Annotated in this window: 17 protein-coding genes; 5 read left to right on the forward strand and 12 right to left on the reverse strand. The window is 67.3% G+C overall.

Features of this window, described 5'->3' with window-relative positions; genetic code table 11:
- The first annotated feature begins 135 nt into the window (after positions 1–135).
- Positions 136–702 carry a hypothetical protein gene (locus JNO53_RS02925; protein ID WP_203107433.1) on the forward strand — a complete coding sequence of 189 codons (567 nt, stop codon included), beginning with the start codon at positions 136–138 and terminating at the stop codon, positions 700–702.
- A gap of 63 nt (positions 703–765) precedes the next feature.
- Here JNO53_RS02925 and parC read toward each other — a convergent pair whose 3' ends face one another.
- The 8 genes from parC to JNO53_RS02965 all read right to left on the reverse strand — a co-directional run bounded on the left by parC (position 766) and on the right by JNO53_RS02965 (position 11,341).
- Positions 766–3,051 carry a DNA topoisomerase IV subunit A gene (gene parC / locus JNO53_RS02930; protein ID WP_203107435.1) on the reverse strand — a complete coding sequence of 762 codons (2,286 nt, stop codon included), beginning with the start codon at positions 3,049–3,051 and terminating at the stop codon, positions 766–768.
- Positions 3,052–3,115: 64 nt separating this feature from the next.
- Positions 3,116–4,312, reverse strand: coding sequence for a class I SAM-dependent RNA methyltransferase (locus tag JNO53_RS02935; protein ID WP_203107437.1), 1,197 nt, complete (start codon positions 4,310–4,312; stop codon positions 3,116–3,118).
- On the reverse strand, positions 4,309–5,697 hold the full coding sequence (locus tag JNO53_RS02940) for an NAD(P)H-hydrate dehydratase (protein ID WP_203107439.1): 1,389 nt from the start codon (positions 5,695–5,697) through the stop codon (positions 4,309–4,311). Before JNO53_RS02940 ends, JNO53_RS02935 begins: the two co-directional genes overlap by 4 nt.
- Positions 5,684–6,058, reverse strand: coding sequence for a hypothetical protein (locus JNO53_RS02945; RefSeq protein ID WP_203107441.1), 375 nt, complete (start codon positions 6,056–6,058; stop codon positions 5,684–5,686). The genes JNO53_RS02940 and JNO53_RS02945 overlap by 14 nt, the downstream gene beginning before the upstream one ends.
- Positions 6,055–7,911, reverse strand: a complete 1,857-nt coding sequence (gene ilvD / locus JNO53_RS02950; RefSeq protein ID WP_203107443.1) for a dihydroxy-acid dehydratase — start codon at positions 7,909–7,911, stop codon at positions 6,055–6,057. The genes JNO53_RS02945 and ilvD overlap by 4 nt, the downstream gene beginning before the upstream one ends.
- Before the next feature lie 133 nt (positions 7,912–8,044).
- A complete protein-coding gene (locus tag JNO53_RS02955) occupies positions 8,045–8,773 on the reverse strand; it encodes an N-formylglutamate amidohydrolase (protein ID WP_203107445.1) in 729 nt (242 codons plus the stop codon).
- Entirely contained in the window at positions 8,770–9,579 is an 810-nt protein-coding gene (locus JNO53_RS02960; RefSeq protein WP_203107868.1) for a 4-(cytidine 5'-diphospho)-2-C-methyl-D-erythritol kinase, read from the reverse strand. The genes JNO53_RS02955 and JNO53_RS02960 overlap by 4 nt, the downstream gene beginning before the upstream one ends.
- Before the next feature lie 115 nt (positions 9,580–9,694).
- Entirely contained in the window at positions 9,695–11,341 is a 1,647-nt protein-coding gene (locus JNO53_RS02965; RefSeq protein WP_203107447.1) for an electron transfer flavoprotein-ubiquinone oxidoreductase, read from the reverse strand.
- A 49-nt stretch (positions 11,342–11,390) separates the two neighbouring features.
- On the opposite strand from JNO53_RS02965, the gene JNO53_RS02970 reads away from it, so the two are divergent.
- From JNO53_RS02970 to JNO53_RS02980, 3 genes are all read left to right on the forward strand, one after another.
- Positions 11,391–12,203 carry a hypothetical protein gene (locus tag JNO53_RS02970; protein WP_203107449.1) on the forward strand — a complete coding sequence of 271 codons (813 nt, stop codon included), beginning with the start codon at positions 11,391–11,393 and terminating at the stop codon, positions 12,201–12,203.
- Complete coding sequence (locus JNO53_RS02975; RefSeq protein ID WP_203107451.1) at positions 12,181–13,959, forward strand: lytic transglycosylase domain-containing protein; 1,779 nt, start codon at positions 12,181–12,183, stop codon at positions 13,957–13,959. The genes JNO53_RS02970 and JNO53_RS02975 overlap by 23 nt, the downstream gene beginning before the upstream one ends.
- Before the next feature lie 173 nt (positions 13,960–14,132).
- Positions 14,133–15,218, forward strand: a complete 1,086-nt coding sequence (locus tag JNO53_RS02980) for a PA0069 family radical SAM protein (protein ID WP_203107453.1) — start codon at positions 14,133–14,135, stop codon at positions 15,216–15,218.
- Here the strand turns inward: JNO53_RS02980 and JNO53_RS02985 are convergent.
- From JNO53_RS02985 to JNO53_RS02995, 3 genes are all read right to left on the reverse strand, one after another.
- The gene (locus JNO53_RS02985; protein ID WP_203107455.1) at positions 15,215–15,754 is read right to left on the reverse strand and encodes a hypothetical protein; all 540 of its coding nucleotides are present in this window, start codon (positions 15,752–15,754) and stop codon (positions 15,215–15,217) included. The two genes, JNO53_RS02980 and JNO53_RS02985, sit on opposite strands and share 4 nt — an antisense overlap.
- Before the next feature lie 90 nt (positions 15,755–15,844).
- Complete coding sequence (locus JNO53_RS02990) at positions 15,845–16,273, reverse strand: DUF1330 domain-containing protein (RefSeq protein ID WP_203107457.1); 429 nt, start codon at positions 16,271–16,273, stop codon at positions 15,845–15,847.
- 11 nt (positions 16,274–16,284) lie between these two features.
- Positions 16,285–17,889, reverse strand: a complete 1,605-nt coding sequence (locus JNO53_RS02995) for a long-chain fatty acid--CoA ligase (protein WP_203107459.1) — start codon at positions 17,887–17,889, stop codon at positions 16,285–16,287.
- 84 nt (positions 17,890–17,973) lie between these two features.
- On the opposite strand from JNO53_RS02995, the gene JNO53_RS03000 reads away from it, so the two are divergent.
- Positions 17,974–18,375: a hypothetical protein gene (locus tag JNO53_RS03000; protein WP_203107461.1), complete on the forward strand. Its 402-nt coding sequence runs from the start codon at positions 17,974–17,976 to the stop codon at positions 18,373–18,375.
- On the opposite strand, the gene dnaE is transcribed toward JNO53_RS03000, so the two are convergent.
- On the reverse strand, positions 18,316–21,885 hold the full coding sequence (gene dnaE / locus JNO53_RS03005; protein ID WP_203107463.1) for a DNA polymerase III subunit alpha: 3,570 nt from the start codon (positions 21,883–21,885) through the stop codon (positions 18,316–18,318). The two genes, JNO53_RS03000 and dnaE, sit on opposite strands and share 60 nt — an antisense overlap.
- Between the last annotated feature and the right edge of the window lie 179 nt (positions 21,886–22,064).

The raw sequence follows: 22,064 nt of genomic DNA on the forward strand, positions 1-22,064 counted from the left end.
TGCAGCGGGGCGCTAGGCGCCGAAGGACGTTCCAGACCTTCGAATGGTGCACCCGTGATCCAAACTGGCTGGTTTCGTGCGGGTCTCGCGTCGTACAGCTTTGCGTTTGATATGAATTATTTACGGAGTGGAATTATGAAGTTCTCGAAAATGGCCATTGCCGCCATCGCCGCCGCCGGGATCGCGACGGCAGCACATGCTCAGGGCGTCACCGTCGGCGCAACCGTCTACGGGCCCGAGGGCAATTCGGTTGGCACGATCGAGAGCGTCGCCGATGGCGTCGTGACCGTGGACACGGGCAAGCACAAGGCGCCACTGCCTTCCAACGCTTTCGGTCAGGGCGACAAGGGCCCGACCATCACCGTCACCAAGGCGCAGCTCGACGCGATGCTCGACGAGCAGATCGCCGCCGCCAATGCCAAGCGCGATGCGGCGCTGGTCGAAGCCGCCGCGGTGGTCACGGCCGACAACCAGCCGCTCGGCGTCGTCAAGAGCATCGCGGGCAACACCGTGATCGTCAGCGGCGGCCAGGGCGACCTGAACCTCCTGCGCGAGCACTTCGCGGTCAACCAGAGCGGCCAGCTCATGGTGCTGTTCACCGACGCGCAGCTCGACCAGGCGGTTGCAGCCCAGACCAGTGCCACGCCGAGCCCCGCGGCCGGCGCGGCGCAGGCCGAAACGACGGCTGGCGCTACCGAATAAGCTTCCTCTTCAGGTTGCAAGGAAGGGGCCGGGTGCTGGTGCACCCGGCCCTTTTTCTATGACCTAGAAGCGGTTGTCCTTCGGGAAGCCCTGCGGCGGCAGGCGGCCCGCCGCGCCGCGCGCGACCTTCCACTGCCAGATCTCGCTTTCCGTCCGCGTACGACCGGTCTCGCCGCCCATCGTCCAGCTCAAGCCATCCGCGAGGGTGAAGGTGATCGCATCGCTGAGCCCGCCGTCGCGGTAGCGCTGCAGCGTCACCCCCTGACCGCGCGCGAGCATCGGCAGTTCCTCGAGATTGAAGACCACCAGCTTGCGGTTGTCGCCGACGACGGCGACGTGATCGTGCGCCTCGGCGATCTCGCGCACCACGCGCAGCTTCGCACCGGCCTTGAGATTGACGACCTGCCGCCCCTTGCGCGTCTCGGCGAGGATTTCGTCGGTCGCCGCGGCGAAGCCCTTGCCGGTCGTGGCCGCGAGCAGGAGCTGCCCCTTGGGCTTGTGCACGATCAGGCCGACGACCTGCGCCTCCGGATCGATGTCGAGCATGTTGCGGATCGGTTCGCCGAACCCGCGCGCGCCGGGGAGTTTGTCGGCGCCGAGGGTATAGATGCGCCCGTCGTCCGCCACGACCAGCAGCTTGTCGGTCGTCTGCGCATGGACCGCGAAGGCAGGCCCGTCGCCCTCCTTGAACTTGAACTCGCTCGCGAGATCGACGTGGCCCTTGGCGCCGCGGACCCAGCCCTTCTGCGACAGGATTACCGTCACCGGTTCCTTCTCGATCATCGCGTCCATGCTGAATTCGACCGCCGGCGCCGCCTCGGCCACCGTGGTCCGCCGGCGGCCGAGCGCGGTATCCTCGCCATATTCCTTGCGCAGCGCGCCGAGGTCCCGCTTCAGCCGCGTGCGCTGCCGCGCCGGGCTGTCGAGCAGCTTGGTGAGCTCGTCCTGCTCCTTCAGCAGCGCATCCTTCTCCTGCCGCAGCTGCATCTCCTCCAGCTTGCGCAAGCTGCGCAGACGCATGTTGAGGATCGCCTCGGCCTGGCGGTCGGTGAGGTTGAACTCCGCCATCATCACCGGCTTGGGCTCGTCCTCGGCGCGGATGATCTCGATCACCCGGTCGAGGTTGAGGAAGGCGATGATATAGCCCTCGAGCAGCTCCAGCCGCCGCGCGATCTGCTCGAGCCGGTGGCGGCTGCGGCGCTGGAGGATGTCGATCTGGCTCGTGGTCCAGTGCGTCAGCAGCTCCTTCAGGCCCATGACCATCGGGGTGCGGTGCGCATCGAGCACATTCATGTTGAGGCCGAAGCGGGTCTCGAGGTCGCTCAGCTTGTAGAGCGATTCCTTGAGCAGCTCGGGATCAACGTTGCGGCTGCGCGGGACCAGCACGAGGCGAATGTTCTCATCGCTCTCGTCGCGAATGTCCTCGAGGATCGGCAGCTTCTTGTCGGCGATAAGCTGCGCGATCTGCTCGATCAGCTTGCCCTTCTGCACCTGGTAGGGGATTTCGCTGACGACGAGTTGCCACTGGCCCCCGCCCAGCCGCTCGATCCCCGCCTCCCGGTCCTCCGCCTTCTCCGCCTCGGCCGCGTGAAAGCGTGCCCGGACGCGGAAACTGCCGCGGCCGGTCTCATAGGCGTGGGAGATCATCTCCGGGCTGTCGACGATCAGGCCGCCGGTGGCAAAATCCGGCCCCTGGAACAGCTCCATCAGCCGCGCATGCTCGACATGCGGGTTGTCGATCAGCTCCAGCGTCGCGTCGATCACCTCGGCGACGTTGTGGCTCGGGATATTGGTCGCCATGCCGACCGCGATGCCGCTGGCACCGTTGGCGAGCAGGTTGGGGAACAGGCCCGGGAAGATCTCCGGCTCCTGCTCCTCGCCATTGTAGGTCGGGATGAACTCGACCGTTCCTTCGTCGAGCCCCTCCATCAGGCGCAGCGCAGTCTTCGTCAGCCGCGCCTCGGTGTAGCGGTAGGCCGCGGCGTTATCGCCGTCGATATTGCCGAAGTTGCCCTGCCCCTCGACCAGCGGATAGCGCAGCGCGAAATCCTGCGCGAGGCGCACCATCGCGTCGTAAACGCTGGCATCGCCATGCGGGTGATACTTGCCGATCACGTCGCCGACCACGCGCGCGGACTTCTTGAACGCACTGGCCGGATCGAGCTTCAACTGCCGCATCGCCCACAGCAGGCGGCGGTGGACCGGCTTCAGCCCGTCGCGCAGATCGGGCAGCGAACGCGCGGTGATCGTCGAGAGCGCATAGACCAGATAGCGCTCTTCCAGCGCGGAATCGAACGGCGCATCGACGATCGCGTCGAAGGGATCTTTTTCATCGTGCAGGGTCGCCATGCTCCCCGCCCTAGCAGCGCCGCGCGCCCGCTAACAGAGCGGAACGAGGGGCTTTCCCCACAGTCTAGCGGACGAACAGGCTCGCCAGTTCCACGTGGGTTGACCAGACGAACTGGCCCACCGGGCGAACGCGCTCGAGCCGGTAGCCGGCGTCCACCAGCCGCGCCGCGTCGCGGGCCCAGCTCGAGGGGTTGCAGCTCACGTATGCGATGCGGGGCACGGTGCTTTCGGCGAGGCGCGCGACCTGATCTCGCGCGCCGGCGCGGGGCGGGTCGAGGAGGACGGCGTCGAAGCGATTGAGTTCGTCGGGCTGAAGCGGGTTGCGGAACAGGTCGCGGTGCATGGCGTGGACCGCCCTGCCCGATCGCCCCGCTGCAGCCTTGCACGCGAGATGGGCGTCGCGAGCGGCTTCGACGGCCAGCACTTTCGCGGTTTCGGCCAGCGGGAACGAGAACGTGCCGAGGCCCGCGAACAGGTCGGCGATCACGCCGGCCCCGGCGAGCCATTCGCGGGTCGCACCGGCGAGCGCCGCCTCCCCGTCGGCGGTGGCCTGGAGGAAGCTGCCGCTGGGAAAGCCGACCGGAATCCCCGAGAGGGAGACCGTCACCGGCTCCGGCTCCCACACCGGCTCGGGGCCGTAACCCTGATCCAGCGTCAGCCGCGCGAGACGGTTTTCCTGCGCGAAAGCGAGCAGCGCTTCGGTGTCCTCCAGGCCCTCGACGGGCAGGTTGGCCAGCGCGCAGTCCACGCCCTGATCGGTCAGCGCCAGCTCGATATCGACCGCGAAGCGCCCCCTGCGGCGCGCAAGCAGGGCGCGAAGCGCGGGCACGAGCGCGAACAGCTCCGGCCGCAGGATATGGCATTCGCGCATGTCGACCACGCGGTGCGAGCCTGCCTCGCGGAAGCCGATCACCGGCTTCCCTCCGGTGGGGAGCGCGTGCAGCGTGCACCGGCGGCGGCTGCGCGGCGGCGAGAGATGAGGCGCGAGCAGTTCGCCGATCGCCACGCCCTGCGACTGCGCCGCGAAGGCAATCCGTTCGCCGACATAGCGCGCGATCGAGCGCTCGTCGCAATGCTGGAGCTGGCATCCGCCGCACGTGCCGAAGTGGCGGCAGGGCGGAACCGCATGGTGCGGCCCGGGCGCCAGCGATCCGTCGGGCAGGAGCGCGTCGCCCGGCGCGGCGTAGGGCACGTGCCGGCCATCGGCGGTGATGCCATCGCCCTTGGCGACGATGCGGACGATCTCGGATGCTTCGCTCACAGGAAGCGCGCGTAGGCGCTCTTGACGGCTTGCGCCAGTTCGTCCGCGATGAACGCCGAGCCGGCGATCCGCGCGGCCTCGTGCTGGAGCCAGACAGCCTGCTCGGCAGCTTCGAACGCCGAGCGCCCCGTGGCCATGCGGCTCGCGGCGATGCCCGCGAGCACGTCGCCGGTACCCGCTGCCGAAAGCCAGCTCGGGCCCGGAGCGAACAGACGCACGTGTCCATCAGGCGCGCAGAGCACGGTGTCGGGGCCCTTGGCGAGCACCGTCATCCCGCTCGCCTCGGCCAGCGCCCGGGCCTTCGCGCGCTTTCCCTGGGCGGAAATGCCGTAAGTCTTGCACAGCTTCGCGAGCTCGCCCTCGTGCGGCGTGGCCAGCGTCTCGCTCGTAAAGACCTGGTGCTCGAGCAGCCCCAGCGCTTCGGCATCGAGAACCAGCGGTCCCCCACGCGCCAGCACCGCCGCGAGCCGAGCTTTCGCCGCGTCGTCGCGCCCCAGACCCGGCCCCGCGAGCACGGCGCCGATCCGCTCGTCGCCAAGCGCCTCGTCAAGCTGCGCGTCGCTCACCACCAGCGCGGCGGGCGTGGCCGGATGCGAATGGTCGGCGAGCAGCCTCACGTTGCCCGCCCCTGCGTGCATCGCCGCCTGCGCTGCGAGCAGCGCGGCGCCGGGCATCGCTCCGCCGACCACCGCGAGCAGACCGCGGCTGTACTTGTGCGCATCGGGTGCGGGCTGTTCGAAGCGTGGCCGCGCCGACAGCGAAGTAGCCGCGCCGGTCTCACGGATGCCGATGTCGATCAGCCGCCGCGCGCCCATCGCGGCGGAGGAAGGCATCGTCCAGTGCGCGAACTTCCATGCGCCGAGCGCAAGCGTTAGGTCGTAGCGCGGCAGCCCGTCGTTGAGCAGCGCCCCGCTGTCGCTCTCGACGCCGCTCGGCAGGTCGACCGCGATAATCTGATCGTGGCTCACCGCAAGGCCGCCCAGCAAGGCAAGCAGTTCGTCCGACAGCGGCCGCGTCAGCCCGCTTCCGAAGAGGCAGTCGACCAGCACCCCGCCGCGCCGTCCCTCGGCCGTCGTCGCGACCGCGCCGCGATAGAGCGTCCGCGCGTTTGCCGCCGCTTCGGTCCTCGGTTCGATCGGCGCGACGACGAGCACATCCAGCTCGCGCTCGCGCAGCACTTCGGCGATCACGTAGCCGTCGCCGCCATTGTTGCCGGGGCCGCAGAGCACCGTCGCCGGCCGCCCGGCCGCGATCCGCCAGACCCATTCCGCCGCGCCGCGGCCGGCGCGCTGCATCAGTTCGTCGACGCTGGTTCCGCCATCGATCAGCGTCTGCTCGGCCGCCTGCATTTCGGCGACCGTAAGGACAGGATCACTCGCCGGCATCGCCGCCTTGCTGCGGGCGCGCGGGGAAGCGGTAGCGGTCGCCCGCCACGCTGACTTCCAGCAGCGCGCCCGCCAGTTCCTGTTCCACCGGATCGGCTCCGTCGAAAGCCGAGAGGCCGCGTCCGTCCGGCATTTGCTCGAAGCGGCGAAAACCGCCGTCGGGGTGGCGCACGGTGAGCACGGCTACCCCGTCCGCTTCGGCGCGTTCCACCAGGCAGTCGGCCCCGAATTCGGCGCCCGGTCCGATCGCGCATTCGATCCGCTGCGCGCCTTCCTCCGCCTGCGCCTGCACCGCCGCATCGCCCGAGGAGCAGGCGGCGAGCGCCAGCGCCCCTGCGGCGGCGGTGGAGAAGCGGGTCACTTGCGCTCGAGCTGCGAGACGTCGCGTACCGCGCCGCGCGCGGCGCTGGTGGTCATCGCGGCATAGGCCCTGAGCGCGGTCGAGACCTGCCGCTTGCGCTTTTCCATCGGTTGCCATGCCGCATCCCCCTTCGCCTCCATCTCCGCGCGGCGGTGCGCGAGTTCCTCGTCGGATACATCGAGATGGATCGTGCGCCCGGGAATGTCGATGACGATCGTGTCGCCGTCCCGGATCAGCCCGATCGCCCCGCCCTCGGCCGCCTCGGGCGAGACATGGCCGATCGACAGGCCGGAAGAGCCGCCGGAGAAGCGCCCGTCGGTCAGCAGCGCGCAGGCTTTCCCCAGCCCCTTCGATTTCAGATAGCTCGTCGGATAGAGCATTTCCTGCATGCCCGGCCCGCCGCGGGGTCCTTCATAGCGGACCACGACCACGTCGCCTTCCTTGACCTGGTCCATCAGGATTCCCGTGACTGCCGAGTCCTGACTCTCGAAGACCTTGGCCGAGCCGGAGAACTTGAGGATGCTCTCGTCCACCCCGGCGGTTTTCACGATGCACCCGTCGAGCGCGATATTGCCGTAGAGGACCGCCAGGCCGCCATCCTTGCTGAAGGCATGCTCGGCCGAGCGGATGACGCCGCCCTGACGGTCGAGGTCGAGCTCGTCCCAGCGGCGGCTCTGGCTGAAAGCGGTCTGCGTCGGCACGCCGCCCGGCGCGGCGCGGAAGAATTCCTGCACCGCCGGGCTGTTGGTGCGGGCGATGTCCCACGCGTCGAGCGCGTCGGCCAGCGTCGGGCTATGGACCGTCGGCACTGCGGTATTGAGCAGGCCCGCGCGATCGAGCTCGCCCAGGATCGCCATGATACCGCCGGCGCGGTGAACGTCCTCCATATGGACGTCGGACTTCGCCGGCGCGATCTTGCTGAGGCACGGCACGTGGCGCGAAAGGCGGTCGATATCGGCCATGGTGAAATCCACCTCCGCCTCGTGCGCCGCGGCGAGCAGGTGGAGAACGGTGTTGGTCGAACCGCCCATCGCGATGTCGAGGCTCATCGCGTTCTCGAACACGGATTTGTCGGCGATCGTGCGCGGCAGGACGCTCGCGTCGTCCTCCTCGTACCAGCGGCGGCACAGCTCGACGACCAGCCGCCCCGCGCGCAGGAACAGCGCCTGGCGGTCGGCATGCGTCGCCAGCGTCGATCCGTTGCCCGGCAGCGAGAGGCCCAGCGCTTCGGTCAGGCAGTTCATCGAGTTGGCGGTGAACATGCCCGAGCACGAGCCGCAGGTCGGGCAGGCCGAGCGCTCGATCGCGGCGACTTCCTCGTCGGTGTAATGCTCGTCCGCCGCGGCGACCATCGCGTCGACCAGGTCGAGCGCGACTTCCTTGCCCTTCACCACGACCTTGCCCGCCTCCATCGGTCCGCCCGAGACGAACACGACCGGGATATTGATCCGCATCGCGGCCATCAGCATGCCGGGCGTGATCTTGTCGCAGTTGGAGATGCAGACCATCGCGTCGGCGCAGTGCGCATTGACCATGTATTCGACGCTGTCAGCGATCAGGTCGCGGCTCGGCAGCGAATAGAGCATGCCGTCGTGGCCCATCGCGATCCCGTCGTCGACGGCGATCGTGTTGAACTCCTTCGCCACGCCCCCAGCCGCCTCGATCTCCCGCGCGACCATCTGGCCGAGGTCCTTGAGATGGACATGGCCCGGAACGAACTGGGTGAACGAATTGACCACCGCGATGATCGGTTTGCCGAAGTCGTCGTCCTTCATCCCCGTCGCGCGCCACAGCCCGCGCGCGCCAGCCATGTTGCGGCCGTGGGTCGAAGTGCGGGAGCGGTAGGCGGGCATGACGAATTCCAGATGTTGCGGGATTTGGGTTCCGGTCACCCCTAAAGCATCGCGCGCAGCGGTCGAAAGGGAAATTCTTTTGCCGGCAACAGCTCTGCGCCTTTTGACTTCCTTTGAGTGCGCCTAGGTGTCTCTAGGTGCGTTTCAGCAAAAGGGAGGTTTGGCGGGCGACATTCGCTACGAGCGCCGCCCAGCGGGTCTGGTCTGCCTCGCGCTCGATCATGTCCTGGCGGACCTCGATCGTGAGATACGGCCGGCCATGCGCCTCGGCATGGCGGTTCATCGTCGCGTTGAGCTGCTTGCCCGAATAGGGCTGATTGTCGCCGACGGTCAGCCCTTCCTCGGCGAACAGGCGGATCGCGTGCCGCGCCGCGCGGTCATCCTCGTTGTATAGCAGCGCCACTTCCCAAGGACGCTCCTCGCCGCCACTTTCGAGCCGCGGCGTGAAGCTGTGAAGCGCCACGATAAGCTCAGGCTGTGCCGCATCGAGCCAGTCCCCCAGCGCCGCGTGATAGGGCCGGTGGAACCGGGCCAGCCGCTCCTCGATATCGGCATCGACATTGCCCGGTATCACGTACCCGTCGCTGGCGGTTGGAACGACGGCCGGTGAATCCTCTTCGCGGTGAAGATCGCAGACGAGGCGGCTGATGCGGGCGAGGTGCGCCGGAATTCCGTGACCCAGCGCCATTCGCTCGGCGACGCCCTCCACGCCGATGTCGACCGCGATGTGCTTGCCCAGAAGCTCGGGCGCAATGCCGAGCGAGACGTCGTCGGGCACGAAACTGGACGCGTGGTCCGCCACGCACACGATCCCGCCCGGCGCGACCTCGCCGACGTGCCGATAGGGAGAATGGCTGGTCATCTCAGCTTTCCTTGCATTTGCCACCAGTCGCGGTGGTCCGCAGTGAGCCGTGCAGCGGCGTCGGTCAGAGCATCGCCGCTCTCGAACAGGGCGAAACACGTCGCGCCCGAACCCGACATGCGGCTGAGGAACGCGCTCGTCCCCCGCAGCGCGGCGAGGACGTCGGCGATCAGCGGGCACTGCGCGACGGCTGCCGCTTCGAGATCGTTGCGCCCCGCCTGCGCGATACGGGATGCTGGACCTTCCTGCAGTGGGCCCCGGTCCCGGCCGTCCCAGGCCGCGAACACGGCCGCGGTCGCGAGCGGCACGCGCGGGTTCACCAGCAACACCGGCGTTCCGGCGAGGTCGTTCTCCAGTGGCGCGAGCTCGGTCCCCGTCCCGCGGCCGATGCAGGCCTCGCTCTCGACGCAGGCCGGAACGTCCGCTCCTAGAGCGGCGGCACGTTCGCGCCAGTCGTCGGGCAAGCCGTAGCGCTCGCGGATCATCCGAAACACCGCGCCCGCATCAGCCGAGCCGCCACCGAGCCCGGCGGCGACGGGAAGGCGCTTGTCCAGCGTGACCGCCAGCCCCTCCGCGCGCGGCAGCTTGCCGAGCGCTTTGGCGGCGATGTTCCCGAACGGATCGTCGAGCGCGCCGGCGAATTCTCCGGTCACCGTCAGGCTATCCTGTGCGGCGGTGCGCGCGGTCAGTTCGTCGCCGGCGTCAACGAAGGCGAACGCCGTCTCGAGCTCGTGATAATCGTCCGCGCGCCGCCTGCGGACGTGCAGCGCGAGGTTGATCTTGGCGTAGGCTGTTTCGGCCGGCACCGCGTTCACCACCCCCCGGCCCCCTCCTCTGAAGAGGAGGGGGAGAAGAGTGCGCAACGGTAAAGCCCCCTCCTCTTCAGAGGAGGGGGTTTGGGGGTGGTGCGGGCGCTACCCATCACATGTTCGGATAGTTAGGCCCGCCGCCGCCCTCGGGCGTGACCCATTCGATGTTCTGGTTCGGGTCCTTGATATCGCAGGTCTTGCAGTGGACGCAGTTCTGCGAGTTGATGACGAACTTGGGATCGCCCTCCTCCACGCCGACCCACTCGTAAACGCCGGCGGGACAGTAGCGCGTCGAGGGGCCGCCATAGACACCCAGTTCACTCGCTTCCTGCAGGGCCATGTCCTTCACCTTGAGGTGACAGGGCTGATCCTCCGCGTGGTTGGTGTAGGAATAGGAGACCGAAGTAAGCCGGTCGAAGCTGATCACGCCGTCGGGCTTGGGATAGTCGATCGGCCGGTGAAGGTCGGCCCGGTGCGTGTGCGTGTAGTCGGGCGCGTGCTTCATCGTGATCGGCAAGCCGATGCCGAGCGTGCGCATCCACATGTCGACCCCGGCGACCAGCGTGCCGATATCGCCGCCGAACTTGGCGACGGCGGGCTGCGCGTTCTTCACTTTCTTGAGCTCGTCCGCGATCCAGCTCGAACGCACGGCGGAATCGTAGTCCGCCAACTCGGTCTTTTCACTGCCCCCGGCGATCGCCGCCGCAACCGCCTCCGCGGCGAGCATACCGCTCTTCATCGCAGTGTGGCTGCCCTTGATCCGGGGCACGTTGACGAAGCCTGCCGCGCAGCCGATCAGCGCCCCGCCGGGGAAGGCGAGCTTCGGCACGGACTGCCAGCCGCCCTCGTTGATCGCACGCGCGCCATAGGCGACGCGCTTGCCGCCTTCGAGATACTCACGGATCGCCGGATGCTGCTTCCAGCGCTGAAATTCCTGGAACGGCGAGACGTAGGGATTTTCGTAGTCGAGCGCGGTGACGAAGCCGATCGCGACCTGCCCGTTCGCCTGATGATAGAGGAAGCCGCCGCCCCAGGTGTCGCTTTCCGAGAGAGGCCAGCCCTGCGTGTGGATCACGCGGCCGGGGACGTGCTTCGCGGGATCGATGTCCCACAGTTCCTTGACGCCGAGCCCGTAGGTCTGCGGCTGGCAATCGGCCTCGAGGTCGAACTTCGCCTTCATCCGCTTGGTCAGATTACCGCGCGCGCCCTCGGCAAAGAGCGTATACTTGGCGTGGATCTCCATGCCCGGCTGGTAGTCGGGCTTGTGGCTTCCATCGGCGGCAACGCCCATGTCCTGCGTCACCACGCCGGCAACGGCGCCGCTCTCGTCGAACAGCACGTCAGCAGCCGGGAAGCCCGGGAATACCATCACGCCCAGCGCCTCCGCCTGTTCGCCGAGCCAGCGTGTCAGATTGCCGAGCGAACCGGTGTAGCAGCCGTTGTTCGACAGGAACGGCGGCATCAGCAGGTGCGGCATCGACCACTTGCCCGACTTGCTCAGCACCCAGTGCCAGTTGTCGGTCACCGGCGTTTCCGCCATCGGGCAACCCTGTTCGCGCCAGTCGGGCAGCAGCTCGTCGAGCGCGATCGGATCGACCACCGCGCCCGACAGGATATGCGCGCCGATCTCCGATCCCTTTTCGAGAACGACGACTTCGAGCGCATCGTTGATCTGCTTGAGACGGATCGCCGCAGCGAGGCCAGCAGGGCCCCCGCCGACGATCACGACGTCGCACGGCATCGATTCGCGTTCGCTCATTTCCCGGTCGGTCCTTCGAATATTGCGTTGACGAGGCTTGGATCATGCCTTGATTGCTGCGGCGGGGCAGGTCAAGACCGCAGCCGAGATGGCCGAACGCCCGCCCCCGCCCCTTGCCGACCAGCTTGCCGCCGCCTTCGACTGGTGGCGCGAGGCCGGCGTCGATTGCGATTTCGCCGAGGACGCTACGGATTGGCTGGCCCCGCCGGAGGATGAGGCCCCCAAGGCGGTTCCCATACCGGCAGCCGCGGCGCCCGCGCCGCTGGCACCTCAGGCCGAAGCGCCGCCGAAAATCGACGCCGACCGCTCCGCCTGGCCGACCAATCTCGCGGCATTTCGCGAATGGTGGTTGACTGCGGACACGATCGATCGGGGCGGCGCGTTTCCTCGCGTCGCGCCCATTGGTCCGGCCGGAGCGGCGCTGATGATCGTCGTCAACCAGCCGGAAGAAGGCGATCGCGAAAGCCTTCTCTCAGGGCCGGACGGCGCCCTGCTGCAGGGGTTCCTGCGGGCGGCCGGAATTGCAGCGGATGCGGTTTATCTCGCGTCTCTTCTGCCGCGCCACGACCCCGCTCCGGACTGGACCGCGATCGGTTCCGCCGGGTTCGGCCCGCTGCTCGCCCATCACGTCGGGCTCGTCGCACCGCAGCGTATCCTTTTCCTCGGGCGCAACATTCCACCGCTGCTGAGACACGACATGGCGCAACGTCCTGCAATTTTACCGGAATTTAACCATGAAGGGCGAAGCATTCCTGCCATGGGGGCCGGAGGGCTCGCGGATATGCGCCGTTCGGCGAAACGTCGCGAGCGGTTCTGGCGATGCTGGCTCGATTGGACGTATGGCGACGGACGGACGGATTAAGCGGGGTTGGCAGCTGGCGGCGACGATCGCCGCGGCTCTCGCGTCCGCGATCGTGGCGGCACCGGCCGCAGCGAACAGCAGCGCGGAATATTTCCGCTCCCGCGCTCTCAACAGCAATGTCCCGCAACTGCTGAGCCGGCCCGACCGCGAGTATTATTCGCAGCTCTTCCAGGCGATCGACCGCGAGGATTGGGCACGGGTCCAGGCTATGTTCGCCGAACGCGGCGATGGGCCGCTGCACCAGGTCGCGCGTGCCGAATATTATCTCGCCGCCAACAGCCCCCGGGTCGAACTTCCCGCCATCCAGGCCTGGTTCGCTTCGGGCAACCGCTTGCCGCAGGCCGAGCAGATGGGCAACCTCGGCCTGACCCGCGGGCTCATGTCGGCGCCGTATCTGCCGCAAGAGCAGAATTTCGTGCGGCAAGCCTATTCTTCCAAGCGAATCCGCCCTGCGACCGTCGACGACGGCACGATGCCGAGTGACGTGCGGGCGGCAATCCTGGAGCGGATCACCAACGACGACCCGGGTGGCGCACGCCTGCTGCTCGACGGCGTCGATGCCCTGCTCAGTCCGCCCGCGCGGGCCGAATGGCGCCAGCGCGTGGCCTGGAGCTACTACATCGAAAACAACGATCCCGCGGCGCTGGCGATGGCGCTGACGGTGCACCAGGGATCCGGCGCGTGGGTGGCGGAAGGCGACTGGGTCGCCGGGCTCGCCGCCTGGCGGATGGGCGACTGCGACACGGCGGCGGATGCCTTCAGGCGCGCCGCAAGCGGATCGACCAACAACGAACTTACCGCAGCCTCCTTCTACTGGGCCAGCCGTGCGCTGGTCCGGTGCCGCCATCCGGAGAAGGCAGGCGAGCAGTTGCGCGGAGCGGCGCGGTTCGACGAGACGCTCTACGGCATGCTCGCCCGCGAGCAGCTCGGCCAAGCCTTGCCACGGACGCACGCCGGCGCCGACTTCGCGATGGAGGACTGGCAGAAGCTGCGCGAGAACGAGAATGTGCGGATTGCGGTCGCGCTCTCGGAAATCGGGCGCGACGATCTCGCGGATGAGGTCCTGCGGCACGAGGCACGGATCGGCAATCCCGAGAACTACGACGAGCTCTCGCGCCTCGCGCGCGACATGGGGCTGCCCTCGACCCAGCTCTGGATGGCGCACAATGCCCCGCGCGGCGCGGCGGCCGAACCCGCGCTGCGCTATCCCGCGCCGCGATGGGCGCCGGTCAACGGATGGAAGGTCGATCCGGCGCTCGCCTATGCACACACGCTGCAGGAATCGGTCTTCCGCGCCGACGCCGTCAGCCCGGCCGGTGCGCGCGGTCTGATGCAGATCATGCCCGCTGCGGCGATGGATCATTCGGGCAGGCTCGGCGTTGCCGGCTCGCCGAGCGATCTCGCACGGCCGGAGATCAACCTTGCTTTCGGGCAGGCGCATCTCCGGATGCTCCGCGACGCACCTGCGACCGGCGGGCTGCTGCCGAAGATCATGGCCGCCTACAACGCAGGTCTCACACCGATTAGCCGCTGGAACACCGAGGTGCGCGATCTCGGCGATCCGCTGCTCTACATGGAGAGCATCCCCTACTGGGAGACGCGCGGCTACGTCTCGATCGTCATGCGCAACTACTGGATGTACGAACGTCAGGCCGGTGGAGCGTCCGAGAGCCGGACCGCCCTCGCGCAGGGCCTGTGGCCGACCTTCCCCGAGCTGTCGGGCGGCGGCGGCGTGCGGGTGACGGCGCGGGACTGACCTTCTCAAGTCCTGCGGTCGGCAAAGATCCGTCTCACCTCCGGTTCAATTCTCGGAGACGAACTGCGAGCAGCACGCCGTGGGAGTGCCCCTCTGCGGGGGCGGGCCAGATCTTCGTGTCTTTACGCGAAAACAAACTGGCGCTCCGAAAATGTTCACTGTATGTTCTAAAAATGGAACGCCGTCTCGACCCTGAAGTGCACGGTCGCGGCGCCCAGTCGGGCGCGGTGCCGACGCGATTCGGGCTGGCAACGCGCGAGGCAGATGGCGACTGGCGCGACCACATGGAGGCGCTTGACGGCCCGCCCGTAAAGCTGCGCACCACGGTGACCGAGGAGCGGCCGAAGACGATCCTCTCCTTCAACCGCTCGCCGGACATCGCCTTCGATCGTTCGGTGAACGCCTATCGGGGATGTGAGCACGGCTGCGTCTATTGCTTCGCGCGGCCGACGCATGCCTATCACGACCTGTCCCCGGGTCTCGATTTCGAGACGAAGCTTTACGCCAAGCCCGATGCCGCGCGGCTGCTGCGCGAGACGCTGGCGAAGCCGAAGTACCGCCCTCGCCCCATCGCGATGGGCACCAACACCGATCCCTACCAGCCGATCGAGCGGCGCTACCGCATCACCCGCCAGATTCTGGAGGTATGTCTGGACGCGCGCCACCCGGTGACGATCACCACCAAGTCCGACCGCGTGCTCGACGATCTCGACCTGCTGACCGAGATGGCCGAGCGCGGGCTGGTCGCTGTGGCGATCTCGGTCACCACTTTCGATCCCAAGCTGTCGGGCAAGCTCGAACCGCGCGCGGCTGCGCCCGCCAAACGGCTCGCAGCGCTGGGAAAACTGGTCGCGGCAGGCGTGCCGGCGCACTGCTCCATCGCACCGATCATCCCCGCGATCACCGACGAGTTCATGGAAGAGATCGTAGCGCGCGCTGCGGCACTGGGAGTGCGCTCGGCCGGTTGGATACCGCTGCGCCTGCCGCACGAAGTCGCGCCGCTGTTTCGCGAATGGCTCTCGGTCCATTTTCCCGAGCGCGGCGACAAGGTCATGTCGATCGTCCGTTCGATCCGCGGCGGGCGCGACAACGACCCCGACTTCTTCACCCGCATGAAACCGAGCGGCGTCTGGGCCGACCTCTTCCGCACGCGCTTTCGCATCGCCTGCAAGCGCGCCGGGATCGGGAAGGAACGGTTCGAGCTCGATTGCTCGCAGTTCAGACCGCCGGAGACCGGCGGGCAGATGCGGCTGCTCTAGGCGGTCTGCGCTGGCGCCGCGTAGCGGAAGAATGCGGCTGCGGCGCACCAGGGCAACATGAGCACGATGGTCTGCGGCCAGATCGCGTAGCCGCGCGACGCGGCTACCGCGCCCAAAAGAGCAAGACCTGCTACCGCACCGACGGAGATGAACGCCAGACCCAATGCCCGGAACCGCACGAGCACAGCCACCAGAACCGCGAACGCGAGCAGTGCGAAGTACAGAAGGTTGAACGGATCGCCCTCGTTCCCCGCGATGCCCACGGCAAGGTTCGCCCACATCGTGAAGAGTATGGCGCCGAGCGCAAAGACCGTGCCGGCGCGGTATGCGAGCCCGGCCGATCTGCGAAACAGGACCTCCGCCATCAATCCGGTCGCACCCAGCATCGCCGCCGCAACGATGAAGTCGAATACGGTCCAGTCCACCTCGCTGGTGAACTGCATCGCGACCAGCGGTACGCAGAGAACGAGGCCGGCTATCGACCAGGCGGCAATGCGGATCGCGTTCGCAGCCGGCATTCGCACATGGGAATTCATCTCGCGCCTCCTCGATGGAAACGGGCGCTCCGGTGAGCGCGACGAGGAATAATAGCCCGCACTGCGGACCGACGCTATCGAAAGACGCTGTCAGAACCCCTCGCCGCCCTCGCCCGGTTTGAAACGCACCAAGCGGCTGTCCGTGAGTGCAGCCGTGCGGTTTATGACGGCTTGCTGGTAGTCCGGATCCTTGATCATCTCGAAGAAAGCTGCGCTGCTGGGATACTGGGCGACGAAGCCATCGTGCCAGCGGCGATCCTCCGGACCGGTCACCATCGCCTGGAACGCACCGCGCCAGACGATCGTGCCGCCCACGCGTCGGAAGATCGGGCCCGAAGTTTTGCCATATTCCTGGTAGGCGCGCCGCCCGGTCCAGCCCTTCCCCACGTGCTCATGGCCCGCCGGATAGTCGGCAAGGTCGCGGTAGAGCAGCAGGTTCAGCATATGGATGGGCTCGTCGCGCGGAAGCGCCTTGAAGGCTTCGAAGTTCGCGCGGCTGGGGTCGATGTAGTGAGGCATTCGCTCCTCCGTCATTCCTCCAGCCGATATTCACTGAACCGCGCACGCAGGTCCTTCTTGCTGATCTTGCCGGTGGCGGTGTGGGGAATCTCGTCCACGAACTCGACCGCGTCGGGCAGCCACCATTTGGCGACCAGCGGAGTCAGGTGCTCCATCAGCTCCCCTGCGGTCAGGTCCTGGCCCTGCTTCTTGACGATGAACAACACCGGTCGCTCGTCCCACTTTGGGTGCGGAATGCCGATGGCGGCCGCTTCCGCGACTTTGGGATGGCCGCAGGCGGCATTTTCCAGCTCGACCGAGCTGATCCATTCTCCGCCCGACTTGATCACGTCCTTGGTGCGGTCGGTCAGTTGCAGCGTGCCGTCGGGGTGGAGGATCCCGACGTCGCCGGTGTCGAACCAGCCGTCGGCCGTCACCGCGTCCTCCTCCGCCTTGAAGTAGCGCTTGATGATCCACGGACCGCGAATCTGCAGTGCGCCCGCGGTCTTGCCGTCGCGCGGCAATTCCTTGGTCCAGTCGTCGAGATCGACCGTGCGCAGCTCGACGCCGAAGATCGGGCGGCCCTGCCGGGTGACGATCTCGACCTGCTCCTCGAACGAGAGCGTGTCCCAGTCGGGCGTCGGCGCGCCGACCGTGCCGATGGGCGAAGTCTCCGTCATCCCCCAGGCATGCGCCACGCGGCTGCCGTTCTTCATCAGCCGCTCGATCATGAAGCGCGGCGCGGCCGAGCCGCCGATGATCGCCTGTTGCAGCTTGGGCAGCGGGGTGCCGGTCGCGTCGCAATGCTGGAACATCGCCAGCCACACCGTCGGCACGCCGGCGGAATGGGTCACGCCCTCGCGCTCCATCAGACCGCACAGGACGGCAGGGTCGTTGACCGTCGAATAGACGAACTTCACGCCTGTCGCCGCGCCCGCCCAGGGCAGGCCCCAGCTTGCTGCATGAAACATCGGCACGACCGGCAGCATCACGCTCCGTGCATCGAAATCGAAGCTGTTCGGCTGAATGCCGGCCATGGCGTGCAGCATCGTCGATCGGTGTTCGTAGAGAACGCCCTTGGGATGCCCGGTGGTGCCGCTGGTGTAGCAGAGCATGCAGGGATCGCGCTCATCCACCGCGACCCAGCTCGCTTCGCCGTCGTGCTCGCCAATCCAGTCCTCGAAGCCGAGCCCGGCGAACCCCGCCGGCGGATCGTAGCAGATGTAGTGCTCGATCGTGGTCCACTTCTCGCGCATCTTGTCGACGATCGGCTGGAACGCCGCATCATAGAGCAGCACCCGATCCTCTGCGTGGTTGGCGATATATTCGAGCTGATCGTCGAACAGGCGCGGGTTGATCGTGTGAAGCACCCCGCCCGCGCCTACGGCGCCGTACCAGCTCACCAGATGACGCGAGTGGTTCATGGCCAGCGTCGCGATCCGGTCGCCTTTCGCAATACCGAGCACCTGCAGGGCCTGCACCATCTTCAGCGCATCGCGCCGCACGCTGGCCCAGGTGGCGCGCGTCTCCGTGCCGTCTCCCCAGTGGGTGACGTGTTCACGCGCGCCGTGTTCGCGTGCGGCGTGGTCGATCAGGTGGGTGACCACGAGGTCCCAATCCTGCATGGCTCCGAGCATCGGTATTTCTCTCCCGTTAGATTTCTCTTTGCCACTTTCATGCCGCCGCTTGCGCGCCTTGGCAATCGGCGGCAGGCGGGGCGAATGAATCCGTTCCAGCAATCCAAGTTCTATCTCGTCGAGCACCTGCATCTCGCGAGGGACGCGCTGCATATCTACGTCGCGCTGATCGTCCTGTTCGGCTCGTGCGCCCTGTTCGGATGGAAGGTGCACCAATGGAGGCCGTGGCTGCTGGTGCTGCTTGCCGCGTTCGTGGGCGAGGTGCTCGATATTCGGGGAATGCCCGGCCCGTTCGAGAGCGCCATCGGCCGCGAGAACGTGAAAGACATCCTCAACACCATGGCCGTCCCGACCCTCTTGCTGATTGCGGCGCGCTATACGAACGTCTTCGCCCGGCCGCGACCTACCGCCGAAGCGGCGCCAGGATCAGGCGACGAGGCGCAAGTGCCCGCCGCCCCGCTGGGTAGCGAGCGCGACATTCTCTAGCCCTTCGATCTCGGCCAGGCGCTCCGCGAGTTCACCATCGAGCCGATAGTCGCGGCCCAGCCGCAGGAGTGGCTCGCTCTCGCCGCCGATCTTCAGGCGCACTTGCACCTCGCCGTGGCCCGGCGTGCCGATCTCCAGCGCCAGCTTCAGCTCCGCGATCGCATCGGCGCTGGTCACGTCCATCGTCAGCAGCATGCGCGAGCCGCTCTTGACCTCATCCAGCGGCCGCGCGCCGCGCACGGTCACGCGCGGCGGTTCGTCCGGGCTGGGGCTGTCGAGTTCGACGTTGAGCAGCACGCACGTCCCCTCCGCCGCCCATTTCTGGAAGCTCTCGACCAGCGATTCCTCGAAGCAGGCCGCGCTGAACTGGCCCGAGCTGTCGGAGAAGTCGGCACGCACGAATTCGCCGCCGCGCCGCGTGCGGCCCTTGTTCACCTTCTCGACCATCGCGGCCATCACTGCAGGCTGGCGTCCGCCGGCAGGGCCGCCACCCTGCATCAGGCTCTGATAGCTGCGCGCCCCATTGGCCGAGGCGACGGCGCGATATTGCTCCACCGGATGAGCGGAGAAGTAGAAACCGAAGTTCTCGCGCTCCTTCGCCATACGGTCGGCGCGGCTCCAGGGCTCGGCATCTTTCAACCGCAGCGTATCGCCTGCCGCTTCCTCGCCGCCGAACAGGCCGACCTGACCGCTCTCGCGCTCGCGGTTCGCGGCGTCGGCGATGGCGAGCAGCATGTCGATATTGGCGAACAGCTTCGCCCGGTCCGGCTCGAGCCCGTCGAGCGCCCCGGCGCAGACCAGCCCTTCGAGCTGGCGGCTGTTCATCGAGCCCTTGGGGATGCGCTCGAACAGGTCCTGCAGGCTCTCGAACCAGCCGTGCGCCTCGCGTTCGGCGACCAGCGCCTCCATCGCTTTCTCGCCGACGTTGCGAATGCCCGCCAGCGCATAGCGCACGGCATAGCCCTCGTCGGTCCGTTCGACGGTGAACTCGGCTTCCGAGCGGTTGATATCGGGCGCATAGACCTCGACCCCGCCGCGCCGCGCATCGTCGACGAACAGTGCCAGCTTCTCCGACTGGTGCATGTCGAAGCACATGGAGGCGGCGTAGAATTCCTCCGGATAGTGCGCCTTCAGCCACGCGGTCTGGTAGGCGAGCAGCGCGTAGGCCGCGGCGTGCGACTTGTTGAATCCGTAGCCGGCGAACTTGTCGATCAAGTCGAACAGCTCGTTCGCCTGCTTGGGCTCGATACCCGACACCTCCTTGCACCCGTCGACGAAGCGCTGGCGCTGCGCGTCCATCTCGGCCTGGACCTTCTTGCCCATCGCGCGGCGCAGCAGGTCGGCATCGCCGAGCGAGTAGCCGGCGAGGATCTGCGCGGCCTGCATGACCTGTTCCTGATAGACGAAGATGCCGTAGGTTTCCGCCAGAATGCCTTCGAGCTTGGGATGCGGATATTCGATCGGCACCTCGCCGCCCTTGCGCTTGCCGAACAAGGGGATGTTGTCCATCGGGCCCGGGCGATAGAGCGACACGAGTGCGATGATGTCGCCGAAATTGCTCGGCTTCACCGCGGTCAGCGTGCGCCGCATGCCTTCGGATTCGAGCTGGAACACGCCGACCGTGTCGCCGCGCTTGAGCAACTCGTAGACCGCCGGATCGTCCCACGCGAGCGCACCGAGATCGACTTCGATCCCGCGCTGCGCAAGCAGCTCGACGGCCTTCTGCAGCACCGACAGCGTCTTGAGGCCGAGGAAGTCGAACTTGACCAGCCCCGAGCTCTCTACGTGCTTCATGTCGAACTGCGTCACCGGCATGTCCGATCGCGGATCGCGGTAGAGCGGCACAAGCTGTGCCAGCGGCCGGTCGCCGATCACCACGCCGGCCGCGTGGGTCGAGCTGTTGCGCGGGAAGCCTTCGAGCTGCATCGCGAGATCGACCAGGCGCTTGACCTCGTTGTCGTTGTCGTACTCGCGCTTGAAATCGGCGGCGCCGTTGAGCGCGCGCGGCAGTGTCCACGGATCGGTCGGATGGTTGGGCACCATCTTGCACAGCCGGTCGACGTGGCCGTAGCTCATCTGCAGGATGCGCCCGCAGTCGCGCAGCACCGCGCGCGCCTTGAGCTTACCGAAGGTGATGATCTGCGCGACGTGGTCGTGCCCGTACTTGCGCTGGACATAGCGGATCACCTCGCCGCGCCGGGTTTCGCAGAAGTCGATGTCGAAGTCCGGCATCGAGACACGTTCCGGGTTGAGGAAACGCTCGAACAGCAGGCCGAGGCGGATCGGATCGAGATCGGTGATCGTCAACGACCACGCGACCAGCGAGCCCGCGCCCGAGCCGCGGCCCGGCCCGACCGGAATGCCGTTGTCCTTGGCCCACTTGATGAAGTCGGCAACGATCAGAAAGTAGCCGGGGAAGCCCATCCCGACGATGATCTCGACTTCGAATTCGAGGCGTTTCTTGTATTCGAGAACCTCGTCCCAGATGCCGCCCGTGCGGAGCTTCTCGGACGCCATCGGATTCGCTTCGAGCGTCTCGACCGACGGTGCGCACAGGGCCTCGACGAGCTCCGCATGGACGGATTCCGGATAGTAGGGCTCCAGCCGCGCGACGAGCCCCTTGCGCGCGTCTTCCGCGAGCATCTTCGCCTCACCCTCGAGGTCGCCGGCAAGACTCGGCAGGATTGGGGCGCGGCTTGGCGGAGCGAAGGCGCAGCGCTGCGCGATCACCAGCGTGTTCTCAGTTGCCTCAGGCAAGTCCTCGAACGTCTCGGCCATCGCATCCGCCGGCTTGACCCAGGCTTCGCGATTGGAGCGGGCTCGCTCCTCCGCCTCGATATGCGTCGAGCCGGCGATGCAGAGCATCGCGTCGTGGGCTGCGTACATATGCGGCTCGGCAAAGTTCGCCGGGTTCGTCGCCACGAGCGGCAGATCGCGCTGATACGCGAGCTCGATCAGCGCGCCTTCCGCTGCATCTTCGACCGCATTGCCGCGCCGCGCGAGTTCGACGTAGAGCCGGCCCGGGAACAGGGCCTCGAGCCGGTCGAGCTGGGCCTCGGCATGATCCCGCTGACCGTCGGCGAGCAGCCGCGTCAGCGCGCCTTCGCTCGCCCCGGTGAGCGCGATCAGACCCTCGGTGCGCCCTTCCAGGTCGGCGGGCGCGACGTGAGGTTCGAATTCGAGCGGCCGGTCGAGATGCGCCTTGCTGACCAGGTGGCAGAGGTTGTCGTACCCCGCCTCGTCCTGCGCATAGAGCGGCAGGTAATCGACCTGCTTGCCCTCCGCATCCCGCGCCACCCCGAGCAGCGTGCCGACGATCGGCTGCACACCCTCGTCCAAGCATGCCTTGGCGAACATGACCGCGCCGTAGAGCCCGTTGCGATCACAGATCGCGATTGCAGGAAACCCACGCTCCTTGGCCAGCTTGGCGATCGCCTTGGGATCGATCGCCCCTTCGAGCATCGAATAGGACGACAGCACGCGCAGGGGGACGAACGGAGCGAAAGGCATGGTGGCAATATGCGTGCGGCGGCGGGATTCGCCAAGGTAGAGTGCCGCTGTTTCCCCCTGTTCGTCGCGGGATCGACCGTCGTCCGCTACTTCCCCTTCCCTAATCTCTGTCATCCCAGCGAAAGCTGGGATCGCTGGCAGCAAGCTCCGACGGTGCGGTGAGCGATCCCAGCTTTCGC

This window comes from Altererythrobacter sp. C41, assembly GCF_016803135.1.
In the GTDB taxonomy this organism is placed as follows: Bacteria; Pseudomonadota; Alphaproteobacteria; order Sphingomonadales; family Sphingomonadaceae; genus Pelagerythrobacter.

Coding starts and splice junctions, on each gene's coding strand:
- JNO53_RS02925 (WP_203107433.1), top strand. CDS start 136: ATGAAGTTCTCGAAAATGGCCATTGCCGCCATCGCCGCCGCCGGGATC.
- parC (WP_203107435.1), bottom strand. CDS start 3,051: ATGGCGACCCTGCACGATGAAAAAGATCCCTTCGACGCGATCGTCGAT.
- JNO53_RS02940 (WP_203107439.1), bottom strand. CDS start 5,697: ATGCCGGCGAGTGATCCTGTCCTTACGGTCGCCGAAATGCAGGCGGCC.
- ilvD (WP_203107443.1), bottom strand. CDS start 7,911: ATGCCCGCCTACCGCTCCCGCACTTCGACCCACGGCCGCAACATGGCT.
- JNO53_RS02955 (WP_203107445.1), bottom strand. CDS start 8,773: ATGACCAGCCATTCTCCCTATCGGCACGTCGGCGAGGTCGCGCCGGGC.
- JNO53_RS02965 (WP_203107447.1), bottom strand. CDS start 11,341: ATGAGCGAACGCGAATCGATGCCGTGCGACGTCGTGATCGTCGGCGGG.
- JNO53_RS02975 (WP_203107451.1), top strand. CDS start 12,181: ATGGCGACGGACGGACGGATTAAGCGGGGTTGGCAGCTGGCGGCGACG.
- JNO53_RS02980 (WP_203107453.1), top strand. CDS start 14,133: ATGGAACGCCGTCTCGACCCTGAAGTGCACGGTCGCGGCGCCCAGTCG.
- JNO53_RS02985 (WP_203107455.1), bottom strand. CDS start 15,754: ATGAATTCCCATGTGCGAATGCCGGCTGCGAACGCGATCCGCATTGCC.
- JNO53_RS02990 (WP_203107457.1), bottom strand. CDS start 16,273: ATGCCTCACTACATCGACCCCAGCCGCGCGAACTTCGAAGCCTTCAAG.
- JNO53_RS02995 (WP_203107459.1), bottom strand. CDS start 17,889: ATGCTCGGAGCCATGCAGGATTGGGACCTCGTGGTCACCCACCTGATC.
- JNO53_RS03000 (WP_203107461.1), top strand. CDS start 17,974: ATGAATCCGTTCCAGCAATCCAAGTTCTATCTCGTCGAGCACCTGCAT.
- dnaE (WP_203107463.1), bottom strand. CDS start 21,885: ATGCCTTTCGCTCCGTTCGTCCCCCTGCGCGTGCTGTCGTCCTATTCG.